Raw genomic sequence first — 20,146 nt, 5'->3', positions numbered from 1 at the left:
GCTGGTTGGCCGGCGTCACCGGCTCAGATGAGTCCTTGCGCCAGCCGCACGAAGCCGTAGGCGATCAGCGCCGTGATCGGCAAGGTCAGGATCCACGCCCACACCATGCGCTGCACCACGCTCCAGCGAATCGCGTTGGAACGCTTTGCCGTGCCCACGCCCATGATCGACGAAGACACCACGTGCGTGGTGGACACCGGCAAGCCGAACGCCGACGCGACGAGGATCACGATGGCCGAGCTGCCCTCGGCGGCGAAGCCGTTGATCGGGTGCAGCTTCACCATCTTGTGGCCCAGCGTCTTGATGATGCGCCAGCCACCGCCGGCCGTGCCGCCAGCCATGGTCAGCGCGCACACCACCGCCACCCATGCCGGCACCACGAAACCACCGGCAGCGGATTCGTTGATGCGCAGGAAGTGCAGCCAGTCCGGCAGATGATCGAACTGCCCCGCCGCGGTGGCACCGGCCAACGCCAGCGCGATGATGCCCATGCTCTTCTGCGCATCGTTCATGCCATGCGCCAGGCCCATGGCGCTGGCCGAGGCAATCTGCGCCTTGCCGAAGAAGCTGTTGACGAACGGGGTGCGACCGAAGCGGTGCAAGAAACCCTGCCGGCGCGAGAACCACGACAGCAGCGCATACAGCGCCCCCATCAGCACGAAACCGATCAGGAAGCCCATGAATGGCGAAATCACCATCGGCACCACGACCTTCGGAATGACGCCATTGCCCAGCCACCAATGGACCCCGCCCTGGGACCAGATGACCGAGTCGAAGCGGCCGCCGGAACCGGCAATCGCCGCGCCCACCAGCGCCCCCACCAGCGCGTGGCTGGAACTGGACGGCAAGCCCAGCCACCAGGTGATCAGGTTCCACACGATCGCCGCCAGCAAGGCACAAACCAGCAACTGCGGGCCGGCCTCGATCACCCCGGTATTGACGATGCCCGCGGCGATGGTCGCCGCCACGGCGGTTCCCCACAGCGCGCCGATCATGTTGGTCACGGCCGCCAGCAGCACCGCCTGCCCCGGTGAAAGCACCTTGGTCGCCACCACGGTGGCGATGGAGTTGGCGGTGTCGTGGAATCCGTTGATGTAGGTGAAGACCAGTGCGATCAGCACCACCACGGCAACCAGTCCGATCGTCATGCACGATCTCCCCGGAGCATGCGCAATCCGCGATTCGACATCGGCATGTGCGGACCCTCAGGAATTCTTCAGCACGATCGAATAGACGATGTTGCCGACGTCGCGACACTTGTCGATGGCCTTCTCCAGCAACTCGAAGAGATCCTTCGCCAGCATCGCGCGCATCGCGTCATTGCCTTCCACGTAAAGCGTGCGGTACGGCGCCAGCAGCATGCGGTCGCCTTCCGATTCCAGCGTCTGCAGGCGATCCTGCAGCTTCTTCACCGGATCGATGCGCAGGCCGCGGCGCAACTCGCCGATCATCTCCACCACCACGGCACTGGAACGCTCCAGCACCATCGCGCGCTGGGCGAAATCCACCCCGGCCAGGCGCTGGGCCACGATCTCGTAGCGCTCGGCGAATTTTTCCACCGTCTTGGGAATCTTGTACAGCGCGGAATTCAGCGCCTCGATGTCCTCGCGGTCCAGCGCGGTGACGAAGGTATTCACCAGTTCCTCGCTGATCTGCGCCGCCAGCGCCTTCTCGCGCGCACGGGCGGCCGCGAATTCCGCCATCACCGGCGTGTGATCGGCCTGGGTCACCAGCCCGTGCAGGGCCTTGGCGCTCTCGTGGGCCGCGGCGGCACTCTGTTCCAGCAAGTTGTAGAACTTGTCGCCTTTGCCGAAGATGGTCTGCAATGAAAACATGCGGGCTATGCCTGGATGGAATCGTGGTTACCGTGATGTTACAGGACAGGTCCCCCGCACCGCACCATTCGGGACGCTCCGATGCAGTGTGGGGAGCCGTTCCGGCGCCGGACAAGCCGGCATGATGGCGGCGCAAGCGCCCGCCCGGCGGGACGATTCCGAACACATTCCGGATTCACCACCCGACGAAAGCCAGGCTGGCGGTTTTGCGGAAATGCCCTCCTGACGTGAAGACCGGCGCGACAGGCCTTACACTCACCCCATGTCGCCCCCACCCTGCCTGCCGCGATGCTGACCGAAATCGCGCTCGTCTTCGTCCTGGCCCTGTGCAACGGTTTCTTCGCGTTGTCGGAAATGGCGTTGGTCGCCTCGCGCAAGAGCCGCCTGAAGCAAATGGCGCGCACCAGCCGCCGCGCCCGCGTCGCCCTGCGCCACGCCGAGGCGCCCGAGCGCTTCCTGTCCACCGTGCAAGTGGGTATCACCGTGGTGATGCTGATCACCGGTGCGGTGGCCGGCGATGTCCTCGGCAGCCACATCGCCGCCTTGCTGCACGGCCGTGGCCTGGCCTGGCTGGCGCCGTACGCCCGGATCGTCGGCATCGTGCTCGGCTTCGTGCTGATCTCCTTCATCCAGATCGTGATCGGCGAACTGGTACCCAAGCGCCTGGCGCTGGCGGCGCCGGAGCGCGTCTCCGGCATCGTGGCCATGCCGATGCTGGTGCTGTCGCGCGCCACCGCGCCCTTCGTGTGGTTGCTGAACACCTCCAGCGGCCTGCTGATGCGGCTGCTGCGGATCAGCGACAAGGGCCGCGACGCGGTCACCGAGGAAGAAATCCGCCTGCTGGTGGCCGAAAGCACCGAACAAGGCGTGCTCGACATCGACGAACAGGCCATGGTGAACCGGGTATTGCGCCTGGGCGACCGCACGGTCGACAGCGTGATGACGCCACGCATGCGCGTAGCGTGGCTGGACATCGCCGCACCGCGCAGCGAGAACGTCGAAGTGATGCGCGACACGCCCTACTCGCGTTACCCGGTCTACCGTGGCGACGAAAGCGACATCGTCGGCGTGGTCGAGGTGAAGAGCCTGCTCGGCGGCATCGTGCAAGGCACGCCCGAGCTGTTCCGCACCCTGGCCAAGCCGCTGTTCGTGCCCGCCACCGCCCGCGCGCTGGATTTGCTGGAGGAATTCCGCGACGCCGAGACGCCGATGGCGCTGGTGGTGGACGAATACGGCGACATCGAAGGCCTGGTCACGCTCAACGACCTGCTCGCCGCCGTGGTCGGCGCCAGCCAGCTTGGCCATGGCAATGGCGAGGAAAGCGCGCCGATCGTGGTGCGCGCGGACGGCAGCTGGCTGGTCGACGGCAGCCTGCCCACCGACGACCTGCGCGAATTGCTGCGTGTGGACAGCCTGCCCGGCGAGGACGAGCACGATTTCCATACCGCCGCCGGCATGGTGATGACCGCGCTGGGCCATATCCCGCTGGCTGGCGAGATCTTCGAATGGCGCGGCATCCGCTTCGAAGTCGTCGACCTCGACGGCGCCCGCATCGACAAGCTGCTGGTCACGCCGGCACCGACGAGCGAAGAAACCGGCGACGAGGAAACCGGCTAGGGGCGAGAAGTGAGTGGAGAGAAGTGAGAAGTGAGAGAAAGCCCGCGAGCTTGCAAGGTTTCCCGGCTTCCTCACGCCTCGTCTCTGCTTTGCGCTTCTGCTGAAAAGCCTCAACCAAGGAAGGTCTGATTTTACTCGTCATCCCAGCGAGGCGCTTTTCAACGGCCGAAGGGCCGGTCAAGCTGGGATCCAGCGCCTGCAAGCCATTGAAAGCCTAGGCGCCGGATTCCTGTTTGACCGATCCTTCGGCCGTTGAGAGCCGCAGGAATGACGAGCAACCGATCAATCAAACCTTCCCCAAGGATCCACGGGACGATGGAGAAAGGCGAGAGAGCCTACAGCTCTTCATCTCACTCCTCACTTCTCTCCACTCACTTCCCGCCCTTCCCCGCCAGCATCGCCATGCGCTGCGCATCGGCCAGGATGCCGTGCAGCACGCGCAATTCGCGCTCGTCCATCTGCGCACGCTGGAACAGTTTGCGCAGGCGCAGCATGATCGTTTCGGCCGAACGCCCCTTGTGGAAATCGATGTCGTCCAGCGTCTGGCCGAGGTGCTCGTAGAAGCGCTCCATCTGCGCCGCATCGGCCAGCGGGCGATCGTGTTCGGGGGGTGCTTCGGAAGGCGCATCGCCCAGCATGACCGTGCGCAACTCATAGGCCATCACCTGCACTGCCTGCGACAGGTTCAGCGAGCTGAAATCGTCCACGCTGGGGATGCGCACCATCGCGTGGCAACGCGCCAGCTCGTCGTTTTCCAGACCGGTGCGCTCGTTGCCGAACAGCAGCGCCACCTGCTCACCGCGTGCTGCGGCGGCCAGCGCCTGCTCGGCACCTTCGCGGGGCGAAAGCTCGGGCAGGTTCACCCCGCGCCGGCGGGCCGAAAGCCCCAGCGCGAACGTGCTGCCGATCAAGCCATCGACCAGCTCCGCATGCACGCCGGCCGCTTCCAGCACGTCATCCGCGCCTGCCGCCAGGGCATGGGCCTCGGGATCCGGAAAGCGGTGCGGCAAGACTAGCTCCATCCGGGTGAAACCCATGGTGCGGATGGCCCGCGCCGCACTGCCGATATTGCCCGGGTGCGAAGTGCGTACCAGCACGAAACGGAACAGCGAAGCGAGATCGGTAGCGGTATTCATGGGCATGGCATGGGCGTGGAACAGCCGATGAGCATAGCCGATGCATCGCCCGGGTCGGGCATTCGGCAAGCCTTCGGGCACGCGTGGCAAGCCGCCGCGCCCATGCTCTGCTAGAATCCCCCGCCGCAACCCGCTCTTTTGAAAGTCGAAGCCATGACCAGACCCGCCGTCACCATCGCGGTACGCGCCGCGCGCGCCGCAGGCAACGTGATCCTGCGCTACATGAACCGCATCGACGGCCTCCATGTCGTCGAGAAGCAGCGCATGGACTTTGCCTCCGAGGTCGACAAGCTGGCCGAGGCCGAAATCGTCAAGGAACTGCGCCGCGCCTATCCCGACCACGCCATCCTCGCCGAGGAAAGCGGTGCGATCGGCAAGAGCAGCACGCACACCTGGGTGATCGACCCGCTCGACGGCACCCACAACTACCTGCGCGGCATCCCGCACTTTTCCGTTTCCATCGCCCTGGTGGAAAAGGGCGTGCCGGTATACGGCGTGGTGTTCGACCCGCTGCGCGACGAGCTGTACACCGCCAGCAAGGGCGACGGTGCCTTCCTCAATGATCGCCGCATGCGCATCGGCAAGCGCGAAAACCTGGGCGGCGCGATGATCGCCACCGGCTTCCCCTACCGCCAGCGCACCCATCTGGACGCCCAGTTGGCGATGACCCGCGCCCTGCTCGGCCAGGCCGAGGACATCCGCCGTTCCGGCTCCGCCGCGCTGGACCTGGCCTACACCGCCGCCGGCCGCTACGACGGCTACTTCGAGCTGGGCCTGAAGCCCTGGGACATGGCTGCCGGCGTGCTGCTGGTGCGCGAAGCCGGTGGCCGCTGTTGCGATTTCGCCGGCCGCGACGGCATCCCCGCCAGCGGCAACATCATTGCCGGCAACCTGCACGTAGCCAAGGCGATGGTCGACGCCATCGGCCAGCACGCGACGCCGGAATTGCTCAAGGCCTGAACCCAGCTGTCAGGTTGAACGCAACAAGGGCGCCGATGGGCGCCCTTGTCGTTTTTACTTGTCGTCTGCCGGCCATGGCTCGATACAGCCGGCTCAAACCGGCTCCTGACCCGCCTCGCGAAGAAAGCCGCGCAGGAACGGCACGGTGATCCGCCGTTGTGCCGCCAGCGAGGCCCGATCCAATTGATCGAGCAGGTCGAGCAGCGCACCGAGATCACGTGCATAGCGGGCGAACAGCCAGTCCAGCACGGTGTCGTCCAGCTCGATGCCACGCGTCGACGCCTGGCTTTTCAACACCTCGCGCCGCTCGCCGTCGTCCAGCGGCTTGAGCGGGAACTGCGTGCAGGCACCCAGGCGCGAACGCAGGTCGGGCAAGCCCAGACCAAGTTGCGTCGGCACCGCTTCGGCCGCAAACAGCAGCGCCGTGCCTTCGGCTTTCGCCTGGTTGTACAGGTCGAACAAGGCGTGTTCCGCCTCGCGCTCGCCGGCAATGGCGCCCAGGTCGTCCAGCGCCAGCAGCGCACTGCCGGCCACGCCACGCAGCGCGGCAACCTTGTCGCCCAGCTTCGCCAGCGGCAGGTATTGCACCATGCGCCCGGCCTCGCTGGCCGCCTGGCAGGCGGCCATCAGCAGGTGGCTCTTGCCGCTGCCGGCAGGGCCTTGCAGATACACCCACGGCGCACCAGGCCCATGCGCCAGCGCCTGCACGGCGGCCAAGGCGACGGCATTGGCGCCAGGGTGGAAATGTTCGAAACGCTGGCGACGGGGCCAGCGCAGGGCAAGCGGGAGTTGCGGAATCATGTCGGGGTGTCGGCGCCCTTGTCGTCGGGTTTGGCCATGACGGTTGTCGTCTCCACGCTGCCTTTGTCGGTCGTCACGGTGACGTCCACTTCGGTAAGCGCCGGATCGTCCGGCCCCGACTCGGTATACAGCTCGCTCTGTCGGTAGCGCTCGCTGAGGTAACGCAGCACCACCAGGATCACCGAGGCCGCCGGCAGCGCCAGCAGGATGCCGAGGAAGCCGAACAGGTAGCCGCCGGCCAGCACCGCAAAGATCACCGCCACCGGATGCAGGCCGATCTTCTCGCCCACCAGCCGCGGCACCAGCACGTAGCCCTCCAGCAACTGGCCAACCACGAACACGCCGACCACCATCAGCACATGGCTCCAGTCGCCGTGCTGCACCAGCGCGGCAATGATGGCGGCGGCAAAGCCGGTGATGAAACCCAGGTACGGCACGAAACTGAGCAGGCCGGCGACCATGCCGATCAGCGGACCGACCGAGATCCCGACCAGGGTCAACGCCACGCCGTAGAAGATGCCCAGCGCCAGCATCACCAGCAACTGGCCACGCACGAAGGCACCCAGCACGGCATCGGACTCGCGCGCCAGATGCGCGATGGTCGGCTCGACCGAGCGCGGCAGCATGCGATCGATCCACGCCACCAGTCGGTCCCAGTCGCGCAGCAGGTAGAACGCCACCACCGGGATCAGCACCAGGTTGGTGAGCCACATCACCGCGCCCACGCCCGAGCGCGACAGTTTGCCAAGCACGCTGCCGATGGAGCCGATGTGCGCCTTCAGCGCCGCCATCAGGCGATCGCTGTCCAGCGCATGCGGATCCAGGTGCAGCTTGTGCTGCAGCCACGGCAACGCGGTGTCGCGCGCCCATGCCAGGTAGTTCGGGAAGTTCTGCACCACGCTCTCGATCTGGCGCGCGATCAGCGGCACCAGCAACAGCAGTGCGCCGGCCGCCACCAGCACCAGCACGATGAACACGATGCTCACGGCCAGCGTGCGGCCCATGCCGTACTTTTCCAGTCGATCGGCCAGCGGATCGCCGAGATAGGCCAGCATCCCGGCGATCGCGAACGGCATGATCACCGGCGCCAGCAACCAGATCAGCCAGACGATGACGGCCGTGATCGCCAGCAACTGCCAGCGACGCGAAGCGTCTGGCGAAAGATCGTGGTTCATGGGCAAGCTCTCAGATGCGGTATCGAAGTGTCGCCGATGCGGCGGGTGCGTGTCAGCGTGCCGGACCGGACATGCGCCATGCACCGTCCGGCCGACTCGTGGCGTACCGTGTCGCCACCCGCTGCAGCCGCGACGCGGGCGGGAGTACTCCCGGCCACCGGTACATGAACAATCGACGATACGCCGCGGGCCTGGAGCAGCCAGCCGGGTTGCGCCCGGATCAGCCCGGTCAGCATCCGCCCGAACCGGCACTCAGTGCGTTCACCGCATCGCACCCGCAAACCGCAGCGAAGCGCCCCTCGGCAGTGGACGCCACGGCCAACACGATGCCGCGGACATCGTCCCGGCTCAGTGCAACCAGCGCAGGCTGACATCCGCGCCGTCGTGAGCCGGCGCCTGCAGCAGGCGACCGTTGGCCGTGAGGTCAGCGGCCAGCGCCGACAGCGGCAGGTTGATCTTCACGTCGAGCAGGGCGCCGTCATCCTGCGCGCCCAGCGTGGTGGCCTTGAGCACGGAGGGATCGGCGCGCAAGGTGGCCAGCATGTTGGCGTAATCCATTGCCGAGTTCAGCCCCGACACCCACAACTTGCCTTCGACCGTGCCGCCGCCGATCACGTTGAGCTGTCGACCGACACGGTCCGCCATCGCGTTGCCGGCATTGCCCAGCAGGATATCGGTGCCGGGCGCCTGGTCCGTCCATTGCTGCGTGTTGCCACCGCTGACCAGGGTCCAGTCGGCGCCACCCTGTTTCAACTGGCCCAACAGCACCAGGCCGGTGTGATACTGGCTGGTGACCACCGCCAGCGCCGCCGGGTCGGCCGCCGCCAGCTTGGCCGGATCGGGCAGTGCCGCAGCGTTGGCATACACCACGCTGTAACCGCGCTGGCCGGCCGCCGAGGCCAGCGCCGCCAAGGCCCCCTGCCCCAGCAGCTTGCCGCCGGCATCGCGCACCACCAGCAGCACGGGGGGCTTCACGCCGGCACTGCTGGCACCCATCTGGGTGATCGCCCGACGCACCGCCCCGCTGTCGAAGGTCGCCTGCAGCAGCAAGCCCGGCGGCGTGCCGGTGCCGCGCTGATACTGGTATTGCTGCACCATGCCCGGTGCATGCTTCAAGGCATCGGCGTAACCGGGCTTGCTGCGCAGGTCCTGGCCACCGGAAACCCGTGCCAGCACCTGGGCCAACGCCGTGGCAAAGCCCTGGTCGCGTTGCGCCTCGCTGGTGTCGGAAACCGGCACCACGACGGTGTAGGGCGAGGCGGACTGGGCCAGCGCGCGCAGCGGCGACAGCGCGGCAAAGCCCAGCAGCAGGAAGGCGATCAGCGGACGCGACAGGCGCATGACGGGGTGGACCTTGGGGGAAACTCAGGGAAAGTCTGCCCAATCCGGCCCCCAACGTCTATCATTACGCGTTTTCCAAGGCCGGTTTCCGCCATGTCCGACGCCCTTACCTACCGTGCCGCCGGGGTCGATATCGACGCTGGCAACGCCCTCGTCGAACGCATCAAGCCGCTGGTCAAGCGCACCTTCCGCCCGGAAGTGATGGGCGGGCTGGGCGGCTTCGGCGGCCTGTTCAACCTGGGCAGCAAGTACAAGGAGCCGGTACTGGTGTCCGGTACCGACGGCGTGGGCACCAAGCTGAAGCTGGCGCAGATGCTGAACCGCCACGACACCATCGGCATCGACCTGGTCGGGATGTGCGTGAACGACGTGCTGGTGCAAGGCGCCGAGCCGCTGTTCTTCCTCGACTACTTCGCCACCGGCAAGCTGGACGTGGATACGGCCGCGGCCGTGGTCGGCGGGATTGCCAGGGGCTGCGAACTGGCCGGTTGCGCGCTGATCGGCGGCGAAACCGCCGAAATGCCCGACATGTACCCGCCCGGCGAATACGACCTGGCCGGCTTCACCGTCGGCGTGGTGGAAAAGGACGCCATGCTCACCGGCGACGCCATCGCCGCCGGCGACGTGGTCCTGGGCGTGGCCTCCAGTGGTCCGCACTCGAATGGCTATTCGCTGGTGCGGCGCATCCTGGAACGCGCCGGTGCCACGCGCGACAACGGCGGGCTCGACCTGGACCTCGGCGGCGTCAAGCTGGTCGATGCGCTGATGGCGCCGACCACGATCTACGTCAAGCCGATGCTGGAACTGCTGGCCGGGCAGCGCACGGCCATCCACGGCATGGCCCACATCACCGGTGGTGGCCTCAAGGAAAACATCATCCGCGTGGTGCCCGACGGCCTGGGCCTTGCGCTCGACGCCGCCGCGATCAAGCTGCCGCCGGTGTTCGACTGGCTGATGCGCGAAGGCAACGTGGCGCGAGAGGAAATGTGGCGCACGTTCAACTGCGGCGTGGGCTTCACCGTGATCCTGCCGCGCGACGCGGTGGATGCCGCCTCGGCGTTGCTGGCGCGGCACGGCCTGGCCAGTGCGGTGATCGGTGAAGTGGTGACCGCACAGGGCGACGAGCGCGTGCGGATCGGGTGATGCCGGCCAGCTCAAATACGCCTGTTCGCTTGATTCACCGTCATTCCGGCGCAGGCCGGAATCCAGCAGCGACCACGCTTGCCCAGGCCCTAAAGCCACTGGATTCCGGCCTGCGCCGGAATGACGAGCAAACGCATCGCGGCGGCATGCCCCGCGCATTGCTGCGGCTGTCACGGATCATTCCGGACAGCAGTGGGCTTTCGCCGGAATGACGCCCCCAACACCTTCCGGACCATGACCCTTCCCCTACGCATCGCCGTCCTCGCCTCCGGCCGCGGCAGCAACCTTGCCGCACTGATCGCCGCGCGCGACGCCGGCACCTTGCCGGTGGAGTTCACCCTGGTCGCCAGTGACAAGGCCAGTGCCGGCGCGCTGCGATTGGCCGAAGCCGCCGGCATTCCCACGCTGGCGCTGTCTCCACGCAGCTATCCGGACCGGCGCGCATTCGACCTCGACCTGTTCGCACGCATCGCCGACAGCGGCGCCGAGCTGCTGGTGCTGGCCGGTTTCATGCGCATCGTCGACGGCGCGGCCTTGGAGCCTTGGGCCGGGCGCATCGTCAATATCCACCCTTCGCTGCTGCCGAAATATCGTGGCCTGCATACGCACCGCCGCGCACTGGAAGCCGGCGATGCCGAACACGGCGCCAGCGTGCACTTCGTCACCGCCGAGCTGGATGGCGGGCCGGTGATTGCCCAGGCGCGCATCTCGATCGAGAGCGGCGATGACGAGGACACCCTCGCCGAACGTCTGTTGCCGCTGGAACATCGCCTGCTGCCGGCGGTGATCGCATTGATCGCCGCGCAACGGCTGGCATTGGGTCCGAACGGGATCACGCTCGACGGCTCGCCCCTGACCCGGCCGCTGAACCTGAGTGGCTTTCAACTGAGCCGTTGAACATGCGCCGGCATCGCCACGCCGCGTTCAGGCAATTTGCGTAGACTGGGTCGCATGTCCACTTTTTCCCCATCCCGCACATTCGTCGCTGGCCTCGTGCTGGCTCTCGCCACCAGTGCCGCGTTCGCCGCCACGCCGCCCCAGCCGTTCACCGCCACCTATCAAGTGCTGCGCGATGGCGAGGCAATCGGCCAGGCCACGATCCAGCTCAAGGCCGTCGGCGACGGGCAATACGAGTACAGCAACGACGTGAAGGGCACCTCCGGCTTGGCCGCGATGCTCGGCGCCAGCTCCAGCGAAACCACCCGCTTCCGCTGGACCGGCGGCGTACCGGAAACGCTGACCTACGACTACAAGATGGAGACGGCGATCAAGCAGAAGCAGCGCCATCTGCAGGCGGACTGGTCGACGCACCAGGTCAGCGTCACCGACAACGGCAAGCATTTCAGCTATGCCACCGCGCCCGGCATGGTCGATCGCAACACACTGCCGCTCGCGCTGGGCCTCGCGCTGCAGGACAACAAGCGCAGCGTGACCCTGCCGGTCGGCGTGAAGCAGCAGATCGAGAGCCAGCAGTTCCAGGTGAAGGGCAAGGAGACGGTGAAGGTGCCCGCTGGCAACTTCCAGGCCGAACGCGTCGAGCGCACCGATTCGGACAAGTCTTTCGATGCCTGGTACGCCCCGCGGAAATATCCGGTACCGGTGAAACTGGCGCAGAGCGACGGCGGCAACCTCACCCTGCAATTGATCGGCTATCACCAGCCGTAGTCAGGACGTGGCGTAGCGATTCAGCTCGTGTGCGTGTTCGCGCAGCCAGCGGCGGGCCACGGGACGTGTCATCAGCGCATCGGCCACGAAACCGCTGCTGACCAGCGCCAGCAACCCCACCCAAAGTGCCTGTTCTGCCATCCCCAGCTCCAAGGCGAGGGTGGCGAACGTCATCGCGACGACAAAGCGCACCATCAGCAACGCCAACATGCGCGCTGGCCGAACGCCACGGCGCACTGCCTCGTTCCAAAGCGCATGCTGCCGACGCGGCGGCAAATCACACAGTTCGGGAACACTGAAGATTGGGCCGTACCACCAACGCTGCCAGTTCATGCAGCCTCCGCCGCAAATTTGGGCTTTTTCGGCCCCCTGCCACCAGTTCCAAGTCTGCGCTCGAACGAATGCAAGGTACAAGAGTCAACTCGATGCCCGGTAGTAGCCGTGACCGCCGCTTCAGGTCGGCAGGCGGCGAATCTTCGCGCCCAGCACGCCGAGCTTTTCCTCGATGTTCTCGTAGCCGCGATCGATGTGGTACACGCGGTCGACGGTGGTGTCGCCCTGCGCCACCAGGCCAGCCAGCACCAGGCAGGCGCTGGCGCGCAGGTCGGTGGCCATGATCGGCGCGCCGCTCATCTGCTCCACGCCCTGGATGACGGCGGTGTTGCCTTCCAGGCGGATGTCCGCACCCAGGCGCTGCAATTCGTGCGCGTGCATGAAGCGATTCTCGAACACCGTCTCGGTGATCACGCCCACGCCTTCGGCCACGCAGTTGAGCGCGGTGAACTGCGCCTGCATGTCGGTGGGGAATGCGGGGTACGGCGCGGTAGTGATGTTGACCGCCTTCGGGCGCTTGCCGCGCATGTCCAGCTCGATCCAGTTGTCGCCGGTGGTGATGTGTCCACCCGCTTCTTCCAGTTTGCTCAGGACGGCATCCATGGTGTTGGCGCGCGCGCCACGGGCGCGCACCTTGCCGCCGGTCATCGCGGCACCCACCAGGAAGGTACCGGTCTCGATGCGGTCGGGCAGTACTTCGTATTCGGCGCCATGCAGGCGTTCGACGCCCTGGATGGTCATGGTGGACGTGCCGGCGCCGCCGATCTGCGCGCCCATGGCCATCAGGCAATGCGCCAGGTCGACCACCTCGGGTTCCTGCGCGGCGTTCTCGATGATCGTGGTGCCCTGGGCCAGCACCGCGGCCATCAGGATGTTTTCGGTACCGGTGACGGTGACCATGTCCATGGCAATGCGCGCGCCCTTCAGCCGCTTCGCCTTGGCCTTGATGTAGCCGTTTTCCACCACGATGTCGGCGCCCAGCGCCTGCAAGCCACGGATGTGCTGGTCGACCGGGCGCGAACCGATCTGGCAGCCGCCGGGCAACGACACTTCGGCCTGGCCGAAACGCGCCACCAGCGGTCCCAGTACCAGGATCGAGGCGCGCATGGTCTTCACCAGCTCGTACGGGGCGAAGTAGCGGTCGGCGGGACGCGGGTCGACCTGGATCTTCATGCGGTCGTCCAGCACCAGCTGCACGCCCATCTGGCCGAGCAGTTCCATGGTGGTGGTGACGTCGTGCAGGTGTGGCACGTTGCTGATCGTCACCGGCTCGTCGGCGAGCAGACAGGACGCGAGAATCGGCAACACGGCATTCTTGGCACCGGAGATGCCGACTTCACCACGAAGCGGCTCGCCACCACTGATCAGAATCTTGGCCATCAAAAGTCCTTGGAAAACAGGTGGCCCGGGAGAACCGCGGCAGCCGTCAACGGCGCGCGGCGGCTTCCTCGGGAGTCAGCGTCTTGAGCGCCAGTGCGTGGATCGCCCCGCCCATCAGGTCACCCAGCGTGGCATATACCAGCCGGTGGCGGGCCAGCGGCAATTTCCCGGCAAACTGCGCGGCCACCACTTCAGCCTCGAAATGTACGCCATCGTCGCCGCGCACGTTCGCGCGGGCGCCGGGCATGCCGTTTTCGATCATTGACTGAATGCTGGCTGCGTCCATGGGGTCGTCCACTGGAAGTGATCCTGAACGCCGGCTCCCGGGGCGGAAACCATTGGCGTCAGGCATCACGATAGAATGCGAATATGCCATGTTAATGGAAATCTGCTGTCGCAGAAACGACACACCGCCCGGTTTGGCTCCGACGCCCCCTCCCCGACACCCCACGAGGACGCATGAACGCACCCATCGCCACGACCCGATCCACCCCGATGGATGCCGACGTCATCGTGCGCAGCGCGCGTACGGTAATCGCCACCGAGGCGGCGGCAATCCGTGCGCTGGAACCGCGCATCGGGGCGGAATTCGTGGAGGCCTGCCGGCTGATCCTGGGCTGCCAGGGGCGGCTGGTGGTCACCGGCATGGGCAAATCCGGGCACATCGGGCGCAAGATCGCCGCCACCCTGGCCTCCACCGGCACGCCGTCGTTCTACGTGCATCCGGGCGAGGCCAGCCACGGCGACCTGGGCATGATCCTGCCGCAGGACGTGGTGCTGGCGCTGTCCAACTCGGGTGAAACCGACGAGGTGCTGTTCATCTTGCCAGTGATCAAGCGCCAGGGCATTCCGCTGATCGCGATCACCGGCAACCCGAAATCCTCGCTGGCCGGCCAGGCCGACGTGCACCTGGACGCAGGTATCTCGGCCGAAGCTTGCCCGCTGGGCCTGGCGCCCACCGCCAGCACCACTGCCGCGCTGGTGATGGGCGATGCGCTGGCGATCGCCCTGCTGGAAGCGCGCGGTTTCACCTCGGAAGACTTCGCGCGCTCGCACCCCGCCGGTAGCCTGGGGCGTCGTCTGCTGCTGCACATCGGCGACGTGATGCACACCGGCGACGGCATTCCCGCCGTCGGCCCTGATGCGAGCCTCACCGAGGCGCTGATGGAAATGACCCACAAGCACCTGGGCATGACTGCGGTGGTCGATGCCGAGCGGCGCCTGCTCGGCGTGTTCACCGATGGCGACCTGCGCCGCGCCCTGGACGACGACGGCGTGGACCTGCGCAACGCCCGCGTCGCCGATCTGATGACCCGCCATCCGAAATCGATCGGCGCCGACAAACTGGCGATCGAGGCAGCCCAATTGATGGAGAAACACCAGATCCACGCACTGCTGGTGCTGGACGAAACCCAGTGCGTCGTCGGCGCCCTGAACATCCACGACCTGCTGCGCGCGCGGGTGGTCTGATTCGTCTCCGGCTGATTCGTCTCGACGAATCAGACAAATCAAATACCCCGCTCTTGCTGTTGCTCTCATATCACCAAGCCGAAAACCACGTGCCCTACCTCACCAACCTCCCACCCGACCTGCTCGCCCGCGCCGCCAAGATCCGGCTGGCCGCGTTCGACGTGGACGGCACCCTCACCGACGGCCACCTGCACTACAGCGAAGGCGGCCACGAGACCAAGGTGTTCCACGTGCACGACGGCCTCGGCCTGAAGCGGCTGCAGGCGAATGGCGTGCAGGTGGCTTTCATCACCGCGCGGATCAGCCATCCAGTGGCTTTGCGCGCCGAGGAACTGGACATCGCCCACGTCTACCAGGGCCAGCGCGACAAGCGCAGCTGCCTGCTGCAACTGCTGGAAGCGCTGAACCTGAGCCCGGAACAGGCCGCCTTCACCGGCGACGACCTGCCCGACCTGCCGCCGATGCACATCGCCGGGCTGGCCGTGGCGGTAGCCAACGCCCATCCCTGGGTGGCCGAAGCCGCGCACTGGCAGACCCGCCTGTCCGGCGGCATGGGTGCGGCGCGCGAAGTCGCCGACCTGATCCTGCATGCCCAGGGCAAGGCCGATGCGGAACGGGAGCGTTGGCGGTGAGCCCCCTTGCGCGCTTGCGCGAATACGTGCGCGACCGCAAGGTCGCCAGCGGCATCGTGCTGCTGGCGCTGGTCGTCGGCACCCTGCAGACCATCATGTGGTGGGTAGCGCCCACGCCGAAGACCAACGACTTCGTGGGCCCGCCGCGTTCGGGCTATACCCTGATCAACTTCCACATGTGGTCGTACGACCAGCTCGGCCATCCCAGCTTCAGCATGGTCTCGCCGCGGCTGGATCGTCGCGAGGGCGACGATTCGCTCTATATCATCACCCCGCAATTCACCCTGGCCGCGAAGAAACCCGGCGTGCCCGACTGGCATGGTCACTCCCTGTACGGCTGGGTCAACCATGCCGGCACCCTGCTCAAGCTGCAGGGCCCGGTGCAGATGCAGCGCCCCGCCTACGACAACGTCGCCGCCGCCACGCTGGATACCTCCGATGTCACCGCATGGCCGAAGGAAAACCGCATGGAAACCGCGGCGCCGGCACAGATGACGCAGGGCGACAGTAGAATGAGCGGCGTCGGCATGCGCGCCGAACTTACCGATAACCATCTGGAGCTTCTCCATGACGTCCACGGCACCTTCGTTCCGCACCCGCGGCCTGCTGCGCCTCGGCGCACTGGCGCTGGGTCTGCTCGTTCTGCAGCCGGCACTCGCGCGGAAGGATGACCGCCAGAAGCCCATGAACGTCGAGAACGCGCAACGTTTCGACGGCAAGTACGCACCCAACAGCACGGCCACCTTCTACGGCAACGTGGTCATCACGCAGGGCACGATGAAGGTCACCGGCGACAAGGCGGTGGTGCACTTCGACGGCGACCAGAACGTCGATCACGTCTTGATCACCGGCGCACCCGCGCACATCCAGGAAATGGATGACAGCGGCAACCTGATGCTCGGTCACGCCAGCCAACTGGACTACGATAACAACTCCGGCATAGCCGTCCTCACCGGCCACGCGTTCATCCAGCAGAAGGGCCGCGGCGAAGCGCACGGCGACAAGCTCACCTACAACACCCAGACCAGCGAGATGACGGGCGTCAGCGGAGGCGATGGTCGCGTGCAGATGACTTTCATACCCAAGCCCAAGCCCAAGCCCGCGGCCGCCAAGGGCTCGACTCAGCCAACCATGACATCGACCGCGGCGCCGACGTCAGCCAATCCACCTGCCGGCACACCCGCCCACGCCGGCTCCGCCGCCACACCGCAAGGGCAGCACTGACCCATGCTCTCGGCCGAAGGTTTGCAGAAGCGTTTCAAGTCGCGCCAGGTGGTGCGTGATTTCGGGTTCTCGATCCGCCAGGGCGAAGTGGTGGGCCTGCTCGGCCCCAACGGCGCCGGCAAGACCACCTGCTTCTACATGGTGGTAGGCCTGATCGAGGCCGATGGCGGCACCATCAAGCTCGACAAGCAGGACATCACCGGCCTGCCGATGCACGCGCGCGCCAAGCTCGGCATCGGCTACCTGCCGCAGGAAGCGTCGGTGTTCCGCCGGCTCAGCGTGTCCGACAACATCCTCGCCGTGCTGGAACTGCGCGAAGGCCTGGACGCCCGCAAGCGTGCCGCCGAACTGGAAAGCCTGCTCGACGAGCTGAAGATCGCGCACATCGCCGAGCAGAAAGGCGTCAGCCTGTCCGGCGGCGAGCGCCGTCGCGTGGAGATCGCCCGCGCGCTGGCCGCACAGCCGCGCTACATGCTGCTGGACGAGCCGTTCGCCGGCGTCGATCCGATCTCGGTGGGCGAGATCCAGCGCATCGTGCGCCACCTGAAGGAGCGCGGCATCGGCGTGCTGATCACCGACCACAACGTGCGCGAAACACTGGGCATCTGCGACCGTGCCTACATCCTCAACGACGGCGAAGTGCTGTCGCGCGGCACCCCGGCGCACATTCTCGCCGACGAGAAGGTGCGCGAGGTTTACCTGGGCCGCGAATTCCAGCTTTGAGGGCGGCCGTCGTCGCAGACTCGGCCGGGCCATGCCGCCACGCCGAGAGCCCGGTCACGTCCACGCCACCCGGGATGGCCATCGGCCAACCGAACTATGGTCGCTCCGCTGACGACGGGGTACGATGGCGCCGAGTTCATTTCCACGGGCAGGCATGAAAACCGGTCTGCAGTTTCGCCTCCATCAGCAACTTGCCCTGACGCCCCAGTTGCAGCAGGCCATCCGCCTGTTGCAGCTCTCGCAGCTGGAGCTGGAGGCCGAGTTGCGCCAGATTGCCGAGAGCAATCCCCTGCTCGAGTTCGCCGAGGATGCCGAACCCGATCCGGATGACGAAGGCGAATTCGCCGAAGCCAACTACACGGCCCCGACGGCTGCCGCCGAGCCGGCCGTCGACAGCGACCCGTCCGATGCCACCGAATGGTCCGACAGCGGCAGCAGCGAGCAGCCGATCGACTTCTCCTCCAGCGGCAGCAGTTCCAGCAGTTCAGGCAATTCCTCACGCGACGACGACGGCCTGGAGCCGCAGAATGCCGCTCCGGAGACGCTGCAGGAACACCTGATGTGGCAGCTCAACCTGAGCTCGTTCGATGCGCGCGAGAAGGCCATCGCCACCGTGCTCATCGATGCGCTCAACAGCGACGGCTACCTCACCGACAGCCTGGATGCCATGCTCGCCGCGCTGCCGCCGCGACTGGATGCCACGCTCGACGACGTCGACGCGGTACGCCGCCGGCTGCAAGGTTTCGATCCCACCGGCGTGGCCAGTCTGGACTTGCGCGACTGCCTGCGTGCCCAGCTGGAGCAGTTCGACCCGGCCACGCCGCAACGCGAGCTGGCCCTGAGCATCGTCAACGACGAGCTGGACCTGCTGGCCCGCAACGACATCGCCCGGCTGGCCCGCCGCCTGCGTGCCAGCGAGGACGAGACCGCCGCCGCCGCCCTGCTGATCCGCAGCCTCGACCCGCGTCCCGGCGCGGCGCTGGACACCACCCCGGTGGAGTACATCGCACCGGATGTCTACGCGCGCAAGCTCAATGGCTACTGGCAGGTCAGCCTGAATCCCGACAGCCAGCCGAAGCTGGGCCTCAACCAGCACTACTGCAGCCTGATCGCCCAGGCCCGCGGCAACGACGCCAGCTGGATGCGCGGCCAGCTGCAGGAGGCACGCTGGCTGCTGAAGAGCCTGGAATCGCGCGCCGAAACCCTGATCAAGGTGGCCGACGCCATCGTGCGCCGGCAGAGCGCCTTCCTCGACTACGGTCCCGAGGCGATGCACCCGCTGGTGCTGCGCGAAGTGGCCGAGGAAGTGGGCATGCACGAGTCCACCATCTCGCGCGTCACCACGCGCAAGTACATCCACACGCCACGCGGCACCTTCGAGCTGAAGCACTTCTTTTCCAGCGGCGTATCCACCGAGGATGGCGGCAGCGCCTCGGCCACCGCCATCCAGGCCATGCTGCGCAAGCTGGTCGACGCGGAAGACCCGCGCAAGCCGCTGTCCGACCAGTCGCTGGCCGAAGAGCTGAACGGCAAGGGCATCCAGGTGGCCCGCCGCACCGTCGCCAAATACAGGGAGGCACTGCGAATCCCCAGTTCCAACGAACGCCAGCGCGCCGGCTGACCCGCCGTCATGAACGAGCGGGAACTTGCCCTGCGTGCAGGCGTCCCAATATCTGAAAGTGTCGGTTTGAGGATGCATCGCCACCAGGCAATGCATCGACCCACGCCGCTACGGCGGCACACCAGAGGAGGCGCATCATGCAATTCCAACTCAGTGGCCAGCAGATCGAAGTCACCCCGGCCCTTCGCGACCATGTGGAAGCCAAGCTCGACCGGTTGACTCGCCTCGACGATCGCCTGCTCGGCCTCAATGTCGTGCTTTCGCTGGACAAGCTCCAGCAACGCGCCGATGGCACCCTGAAGACCAGCGGCGCCACCCTCCACGCCGAAGCCGCCGAAGCGGACATGTACGCCTCCATCGACACCCTGTTCGACAAACTGGTCAGCCAGCTGCGCCGCCATCGCGAGAAGATCAGCGACAAGCACCAGAAGGAAGTGCGCGAAGAGCGCCAGTACGGTTGATCGAGGATGCTCGCGGGCCCGCTTCGCCTTTGGGCGGGGCGGGCTCGTTTTGTCTTTGGGTGATCGCCCGATGCGTCGTCTGCGGCGGGCTTTTGCTCGTTCTGACGTGATCGATGGGTGGCTCGCCTGCGGCGGGCTCTCGCTCGTACCTGCGTAGTCGATGGCTGGCTCGCCTGCGGCGGGCTTTCGGACGCCTGCCGGCGCCCGAGTTACCTCTCTTTGCTGGCCCAAAGAGACGTAACCCAGAGAAAGGGCCTGTGGGACCCGCCGACCCTACAAGCCTGATCGGTCGAGGCTTTTTGGAATAGAGGTGGCTCTTCCTGTTACACGCGCGGCCACACCGCGCCGTCACCGATAACCGAGGGCTAGGAAGGGCAAGCTCGCGTGATTGAATTCGACGCTGCGGTGCGCGGCTCTTCCAACCCTTCGAGAAGCGGCGCGCGGCGGAGGATCAGGCCCGCAGGGTGGTCGGCATGGATGCCGGCCAGTTCGACGCCAGGGCAGGAGCCCTGTCGGCGAACCCCCGTAGCCGGGCGCGGACCCGCCGGCTCGCAGAGCCGGTGGGCGCGAACGCAGGGTGCCCCTCTCTTGGGTTACTTTCTCTCGGGCAAGCGAGAGAAAGTGACTCG

General features: G+C 66.5%; 21 protein-coding genes. 12 read left to right on the top strand and 9 right to left on the bottom strand.

The features are described from left to right. Positions 1 to 23 precede the first annotated feature (23 nt). Together BMY90_RS15375 and BMY90_RS15370 are read right to left on the bottom strand one after the other, a co-directional pair. The gene (locus BMY90_RS15375; protein ID WP_175481596.1) at positions 24 to 1,148 is read right to left on the bottom strand and encodes an inorganic phosphate transporter; all 1,125 of its coding nucleotides are present in this window, start codon (positions 1,146 to 1,148) and stop codon (positions 24 to 26) included. Between the two features lie 57 nt (positions 1,149 to 1,205). After that, entirely contained in the window at positions 1,206 to 1,835 is a 630-nt protein-coding gene (locus BMY90_RS15370; protein ID WP_008213625.1) for a DUF47 domain-containing protein, read from the bottom strand. A 288-nt stretch (positions 1,836 to 2,123) separates the two neighbouring features. Between BMY90_RS15370 and BMY90_RS15365 the strand changes: the two genes are divergently transcribed. Continuing rightward, complete coding sequence (locus tag BMY90_RS15365) at positions 2,124 to 3,452, top strand: hemolysin family protein (RefSeq protein ID WP_008213626.1); 1,329 nt, start codon at positions 2,124 to 2,126, stop codon at positions 3,450 to 3,452. Between the two features lie 371 nt (positions 3,453 to 3,823). Here the strand turns inward: BMY90_RS15365 and BMY90_RS15360 are convergent, their stop codons facing one another. Continuing rightward, a complete protein-coding gene (locus BMY90_RS15360) occupies positions 3,824 to 4,588 on the bottom strand; it encodes an RNA methyltransferase (RefSeq protein ID WP_092705095.1) in 765 nt (254 codons plus the stop codon). A gap of 153 nt (positions 4,589 to 4,741) precedes the next feature. On the opposite strand from BMY90_RS15360, the gene BMY90_RS15355 reads away from it, so the two are divergent. Beyond that, entirely contained in the window at positions 4,742 to 5,548 is an 807-nt protein-coding gene (locus tag BMY90_RS15355; RefSeq protein ID WP_008213630.1) for an inositol monophosphatase family protein, read from the top strand. A gap of 93 nt (positions 5,549 to 5,641) precedes the next feature. Here BMY90_RS15355 and hda read toward each other — a convergent pair whose 3' ends face one another. The 3 genes from hda to BMY90_RS15340 all read right to left on the bottom strand — a co-directional run bounded on the left by hda (position 5,642) and on the right by BMY90_RS15340 (position 8,865). Further along, positions 5,642 to 6,349: a DnaA regulatory inactivator Hda gene (hda, locus tag BMY90_RS15350; RefSeq protein ID WP_092705094.1), complete on the bottom strand. Its 708-nt coding sequence runs from the start codon at positions 6,347 to 6,349 to the stop codon at positions 5,642 to 5,644. Continuing rightward, positions 6,346 to 7,524 carry an AI-2E family transporter gene (locus BMY90_RS15345; protein WP_092705093.1) on the bottom strand — a complete coding sequence of 393 codons (1,179 nt, stop codon included), beginning with the start codon at positions 7,522 to 7,524 and terminating at the stop codon, positions 6,346 to 6,348. Before BMY90_RS15345 ends, hda begins: the two co-directional genes overlap by 4 nt. Positions 7,525 to 7,872: 348 nt before the next feature. Beyond that, positions 7,873 to 8,865 carry a DUF2066 domain-containing protein gene (locus BMY90_RS15340; protein ID WP_092705092.1) on the bottom strand — a complete coding sequence of 331 codons (993 nt, stop codon included), beginning with the start codon at positions 8,863 to 8,865 and terminating at the stop codon, positions 7,873 to 7,875. 93 nt (positions 8,866 to 8,958) lie between these two features. Here BMY90_RS15340 and purM point away from each other — a divergent pair, with 93 nt between their 5' ends. From purM to BMY90_RS15325, 3 genes are all read left to right on the top strand, one after another. Next, complete coding sequence (purM, locus tag BMY90_RS15335) at positions 8,959 to 10,008, top strand: phosphoribosylformylglycinamidine cyclo-ligase (protein WP_092705091.1); 1,050 nt, start codon at positions 8,959 to 8,961, stop codon at positions 10,006 to 10,008. Positions 10,009 to 10,242: 234 nt separating this feature from the next. Continuing rightward, positions 10,243 to 10,905, top strand: a complete 663-nt coding sequence (gene purN, locus BMY90_RS15330; protein ID WP_008208015.1) for a phosphoribosylglycinamide formyltransferase — start codon at positions 10,243 to 10,245, stop codon at positions 10,903 to 10,905. 54 nt (positions 10,906 to 10,959) lie between these two features. Further along, positions 10,960 to 11,673: a DUF3108 domain-containing protein gene (locus BMY90_RS15325; RefSeq protein ID WP_245735060.1), complete on the top strand. Its 714-nt coding sequence runs from the start codon at positions 10,960 to 10,962 to the stop codon at positions 11,671 to 11,673. Here BMY90_RS15325 and BMY90_RS17285 read toward each other — a convergent pair whose 3' ends face one another. From BMY90_RS17285 to BMY90_RS15310, 3 genes are all read right to left on the bottom strand, one after another. Beyond that, a complete protein-coding gene (locus BMY90_RS17285; protein WP_175481594.1) occupies positions 11,674 to 12,006 on the bottom strand; it encodes a hypothetical protein in 333 nt (110 codons plus the stop codon). 120 nt (positions 12,007 to 12,126) lie between these two features. Then, entirely contained in the window at positions 12,127 to 13,386 is a 1,260-nt protein-coding gene (murA, locus tag BMY90_RS15315; protein WP_092705088.1) for a UDP-N-acetylglucosamine 1-carboxyvinyltransferase, read from the bottom strand. Positions 13,387 to 13,432: 46 nt separating this feature from the next. Beyond that, on the bottom strand, positions 13,433 to 13,672 hold the full coding sequence (locus BMY90_RS15310) for a BolA family protein (RefSeq protein ID WP_008208007.1): 240 nt from the start codon (positions 13,670 to 13,672) through the stop codon (positions 13,433 to 13,435). 173 nt (positions 13,673 to 13,845) lie between these two features. On the opposite strand from BMY90_RS15310, the gene BMY90_RS15305 reads away from it, so the two are divergent. The 7 genes from BMY90_RS15305 to hpf all read left to right on the top strand — a co-directional run bounded on the left by BMY90_RS15305 (position 13,846) and on the right by hpf (position 19,517). Further along, a complete protein-coding gene (locus BMY90_RS15305) occupies positions 13,846 to 14,856 on the top strand; it encodes a KpsF/GutQ family sugar-phosphate isomerase (protein ID WP_092705087.1) in 1,011 nt (336 codons plus the stop codon). A gap of 89 nt (positions 14,857 to 14,945) precedes the next feature. Continuing rightward, a complete protein-coding gene (locus BMY90_RS15300; protein ID WP_037098102.1) occupies positions 14,946 to 15,488 on the top strand; it encodes a KdsC family phosphatase in 543 nt (180 codons plus the stop codon). Further along, positions 15,485 to 16,159, top strand: coding sequence for an LPS export ABC transporter periplasmic protein LptC (gene lptC, locus BMY90_RS15295; protein ID WP_342741518.1), 675 nt, complete (start codon positions 15,485 to 15,487; stop codon positions 16,157 to 16,159). Before BMY90_RS15300 ends, lptC begins: the two co-directional genes overlap by 4 nt. After that, positions 16,056 to 16,712: a lipopolysaccharide transport periplasmic protein LptA gene (lptA, locus tag BMY90_RS15290; protein WP_245735059.1), complete on the top strand. Its 657-nt coding sequence runs from the start codon at positions 16,056 to 16,058 to the stop codon at positions 16,710 to 16,712. The genes lptC and lptA overlap by 104 nt, the downstream gene beginning before the upstream one ends. Before the next feature lie 3 nt (positions 16,713 to 16,715). Then, the gene (lptB, locus tag BMY90_RS15285; RefSeq protein ID WP_092705084.1) at positions 16,716 to 17,435 is read left to right on the top strand and encodes an LPS export ABC transporter ATP-binding protein; all 720 of its coding nucleotides are present in this window, start codon (positions 16,716 to 16,718) and stop codon (positions 17,433 to 17,435) included. A gap of 154 nt (positions 17,436 to 17,589) precedes the next feature. Further along, positions 17,590 to 19,056 carry an RNA polymerase factor sigma-54 gene (locus tag BMY90_RS15280; protein WP_092705083.1) on the top strand — a complete coding sequence of 489 codons (1,467 nt, stop codon included), beginning with the start codon at positions 17,590 to 17,592 and terminating at the stop codon, positions 19,054 to 19,056. A 137-nt stretch (positions 19,057 to 19,193) separates the two neighbouring features. Next, entirely contained in the window at positions 19,194 to 19,517 is a 324-nt protein-coding gene (hpf, locus tag BMY90_RS15275) for a ribosome hibernation-promoting factor, HPF/YfiA family (RefSeq protein WP_008213693.1), read from the top strand. Positions 19,518 to 20,146 lie beyond the last annotated feature (629 nt).

It is taken from the genome of Rhodanobacter glycinis (assembly GCF_900114325.1).
Taxonomy (GTDB): domain Bacteria; phylum Pseudomonadota; class Gammaproteobacteria; order Xanthomonadales; family Rhodanobacteraceae; genus Rhodanobacter_A; species Rhodanobacter_A glycinis.
Note: the sequence above shows the minus strand (reverse complement) of the source record. Positions and strands in the feature narration are given on the sequence as shown.

Coding starts and splice junctions, on each gene's coding strand:
- BMY90_RS17285 (WP_175481594.1), bottom strand. CDS start 12,006: ATGAACTGGCAGCGTTGGTGGTACGGCCCAATCTTCAGTGTTCCCGAA.
- purN (WP_008208015.1), top strand. CDS start 10,243: ATGACCCTTCCCCTACGCATCGCCGTCCTCGCCTCCGGCCGCGGCAGC.
- BMY90_RS15365 (WP_008213626.1), top strand. CDS start 2,124: ATGCTGACCGAAATCGCGCTCGTCTTCGTCCTGGCCCTGTGCAACGGT.
- BMY90_RS15310 (WP_008208007.1), bottom strand. CDS start 13,672: ATGGACGCAGCCAGCATTCAGTCAATGATCGAAAACGGCATGCCCGGC.
- lptA (WP_245735059.1), top strand. CDS start 16,056: ATGACGTCCACGGCACCTTCGTTCCGCACCCGCGGCCTGCTGCGCCTC.
- lptB (WP_092705084.1), top strand. CDS start 16,716: ATGCTCTCGGCCGAAGGTTTGCAGAAGCGTTTCAAGTCGCGCCAGGTG.
- BMY90_RS15375 (WP_175481596.1), bottom strand. CDS start 1,148: ATGACGATCGGACTGGTTGCCGTGGTGGTGCTGATCGCACTGGTCTTC.
- purM (WP_092705091.1), top strand. CDS start 8,959: ATGTCCGACGCCCTTACCTACCGTGCCGCCGGGGTCGATATCGACGCT.
- BMY90_RS15370 (WP_008213625.1), bottom strand. CDS start 1,835: ATGTTTTCATTGCAGACCATCTTCGGCAAAGGCGACAAGTTCTACAAC.
- BMY90_RS15280 (WP_092705083.1), top strand. CDS start 17,590: ATGAAAACCGGTCTGCAGTTTCGCCTCCATCAGCAACTTGCCCTGACG.
- BMY90_RS15340 (WP_092705092.1), bottom strand. CDS start 8,865: ATGCGCCTGTCGCGTCCGCTGATCGCCTTCCTGCTGCTGGGCTTTGCC.
- BMY90_RS15305 (WP_092705087.1), top strand. CDS start 13,846: ATGAACGCACCCATCGCCACGACCCGATCCACCCCGATGGATGCCGAC.
- hda (WP_092705094.1), bottom strand. CDS start 6,349: ATGATTCCGCAACTCCCGCTTGCCCTGCGCTGGCCCCGTCGCCAGCGT.
- BMY90_RS15345 (WP_092705093.1), bottom strand. CDS start 7,524: ATGAACCACGATCTTTCGCCAGACGCTTCGCGTCGCTGGCAGTTGCTG.
- BMY90_RS15355 (WP_008213630.1), top strand. CDS start 4,742: ATGACCAGACCCGCCGTCACCATCGCGGTACGCGCCGCGCGCGCCGCA.
- BMY90_RS15360 (WP_092705095.1), bottom strand. CDS start 4,588: ATGAATACCGCTACCGATCTCGCTTCGCTGTTCCGTTTCGTGCTGGTA.
- BMY90_RS15325 (WP_245735060.1), top strand. CDS start 10,960: ATGTCCACTTTTTCCCCATCCCGCACATTCGTCGCTGGCCTCGTGCTG.
- hpf (WP_008213693.1), top strand. CDS start 19,194: ATGCAATTCCAACTCAGTGGCCAGCAGATCGAAGTCACCCCGGCCCTT.
- murA (WP_092705088.1), bottom strand. CDS start 13,386: ATGGCCAAGATTCTGATCAGTGGTGGCGAGCCGCTTCGTGGTGAAGTC.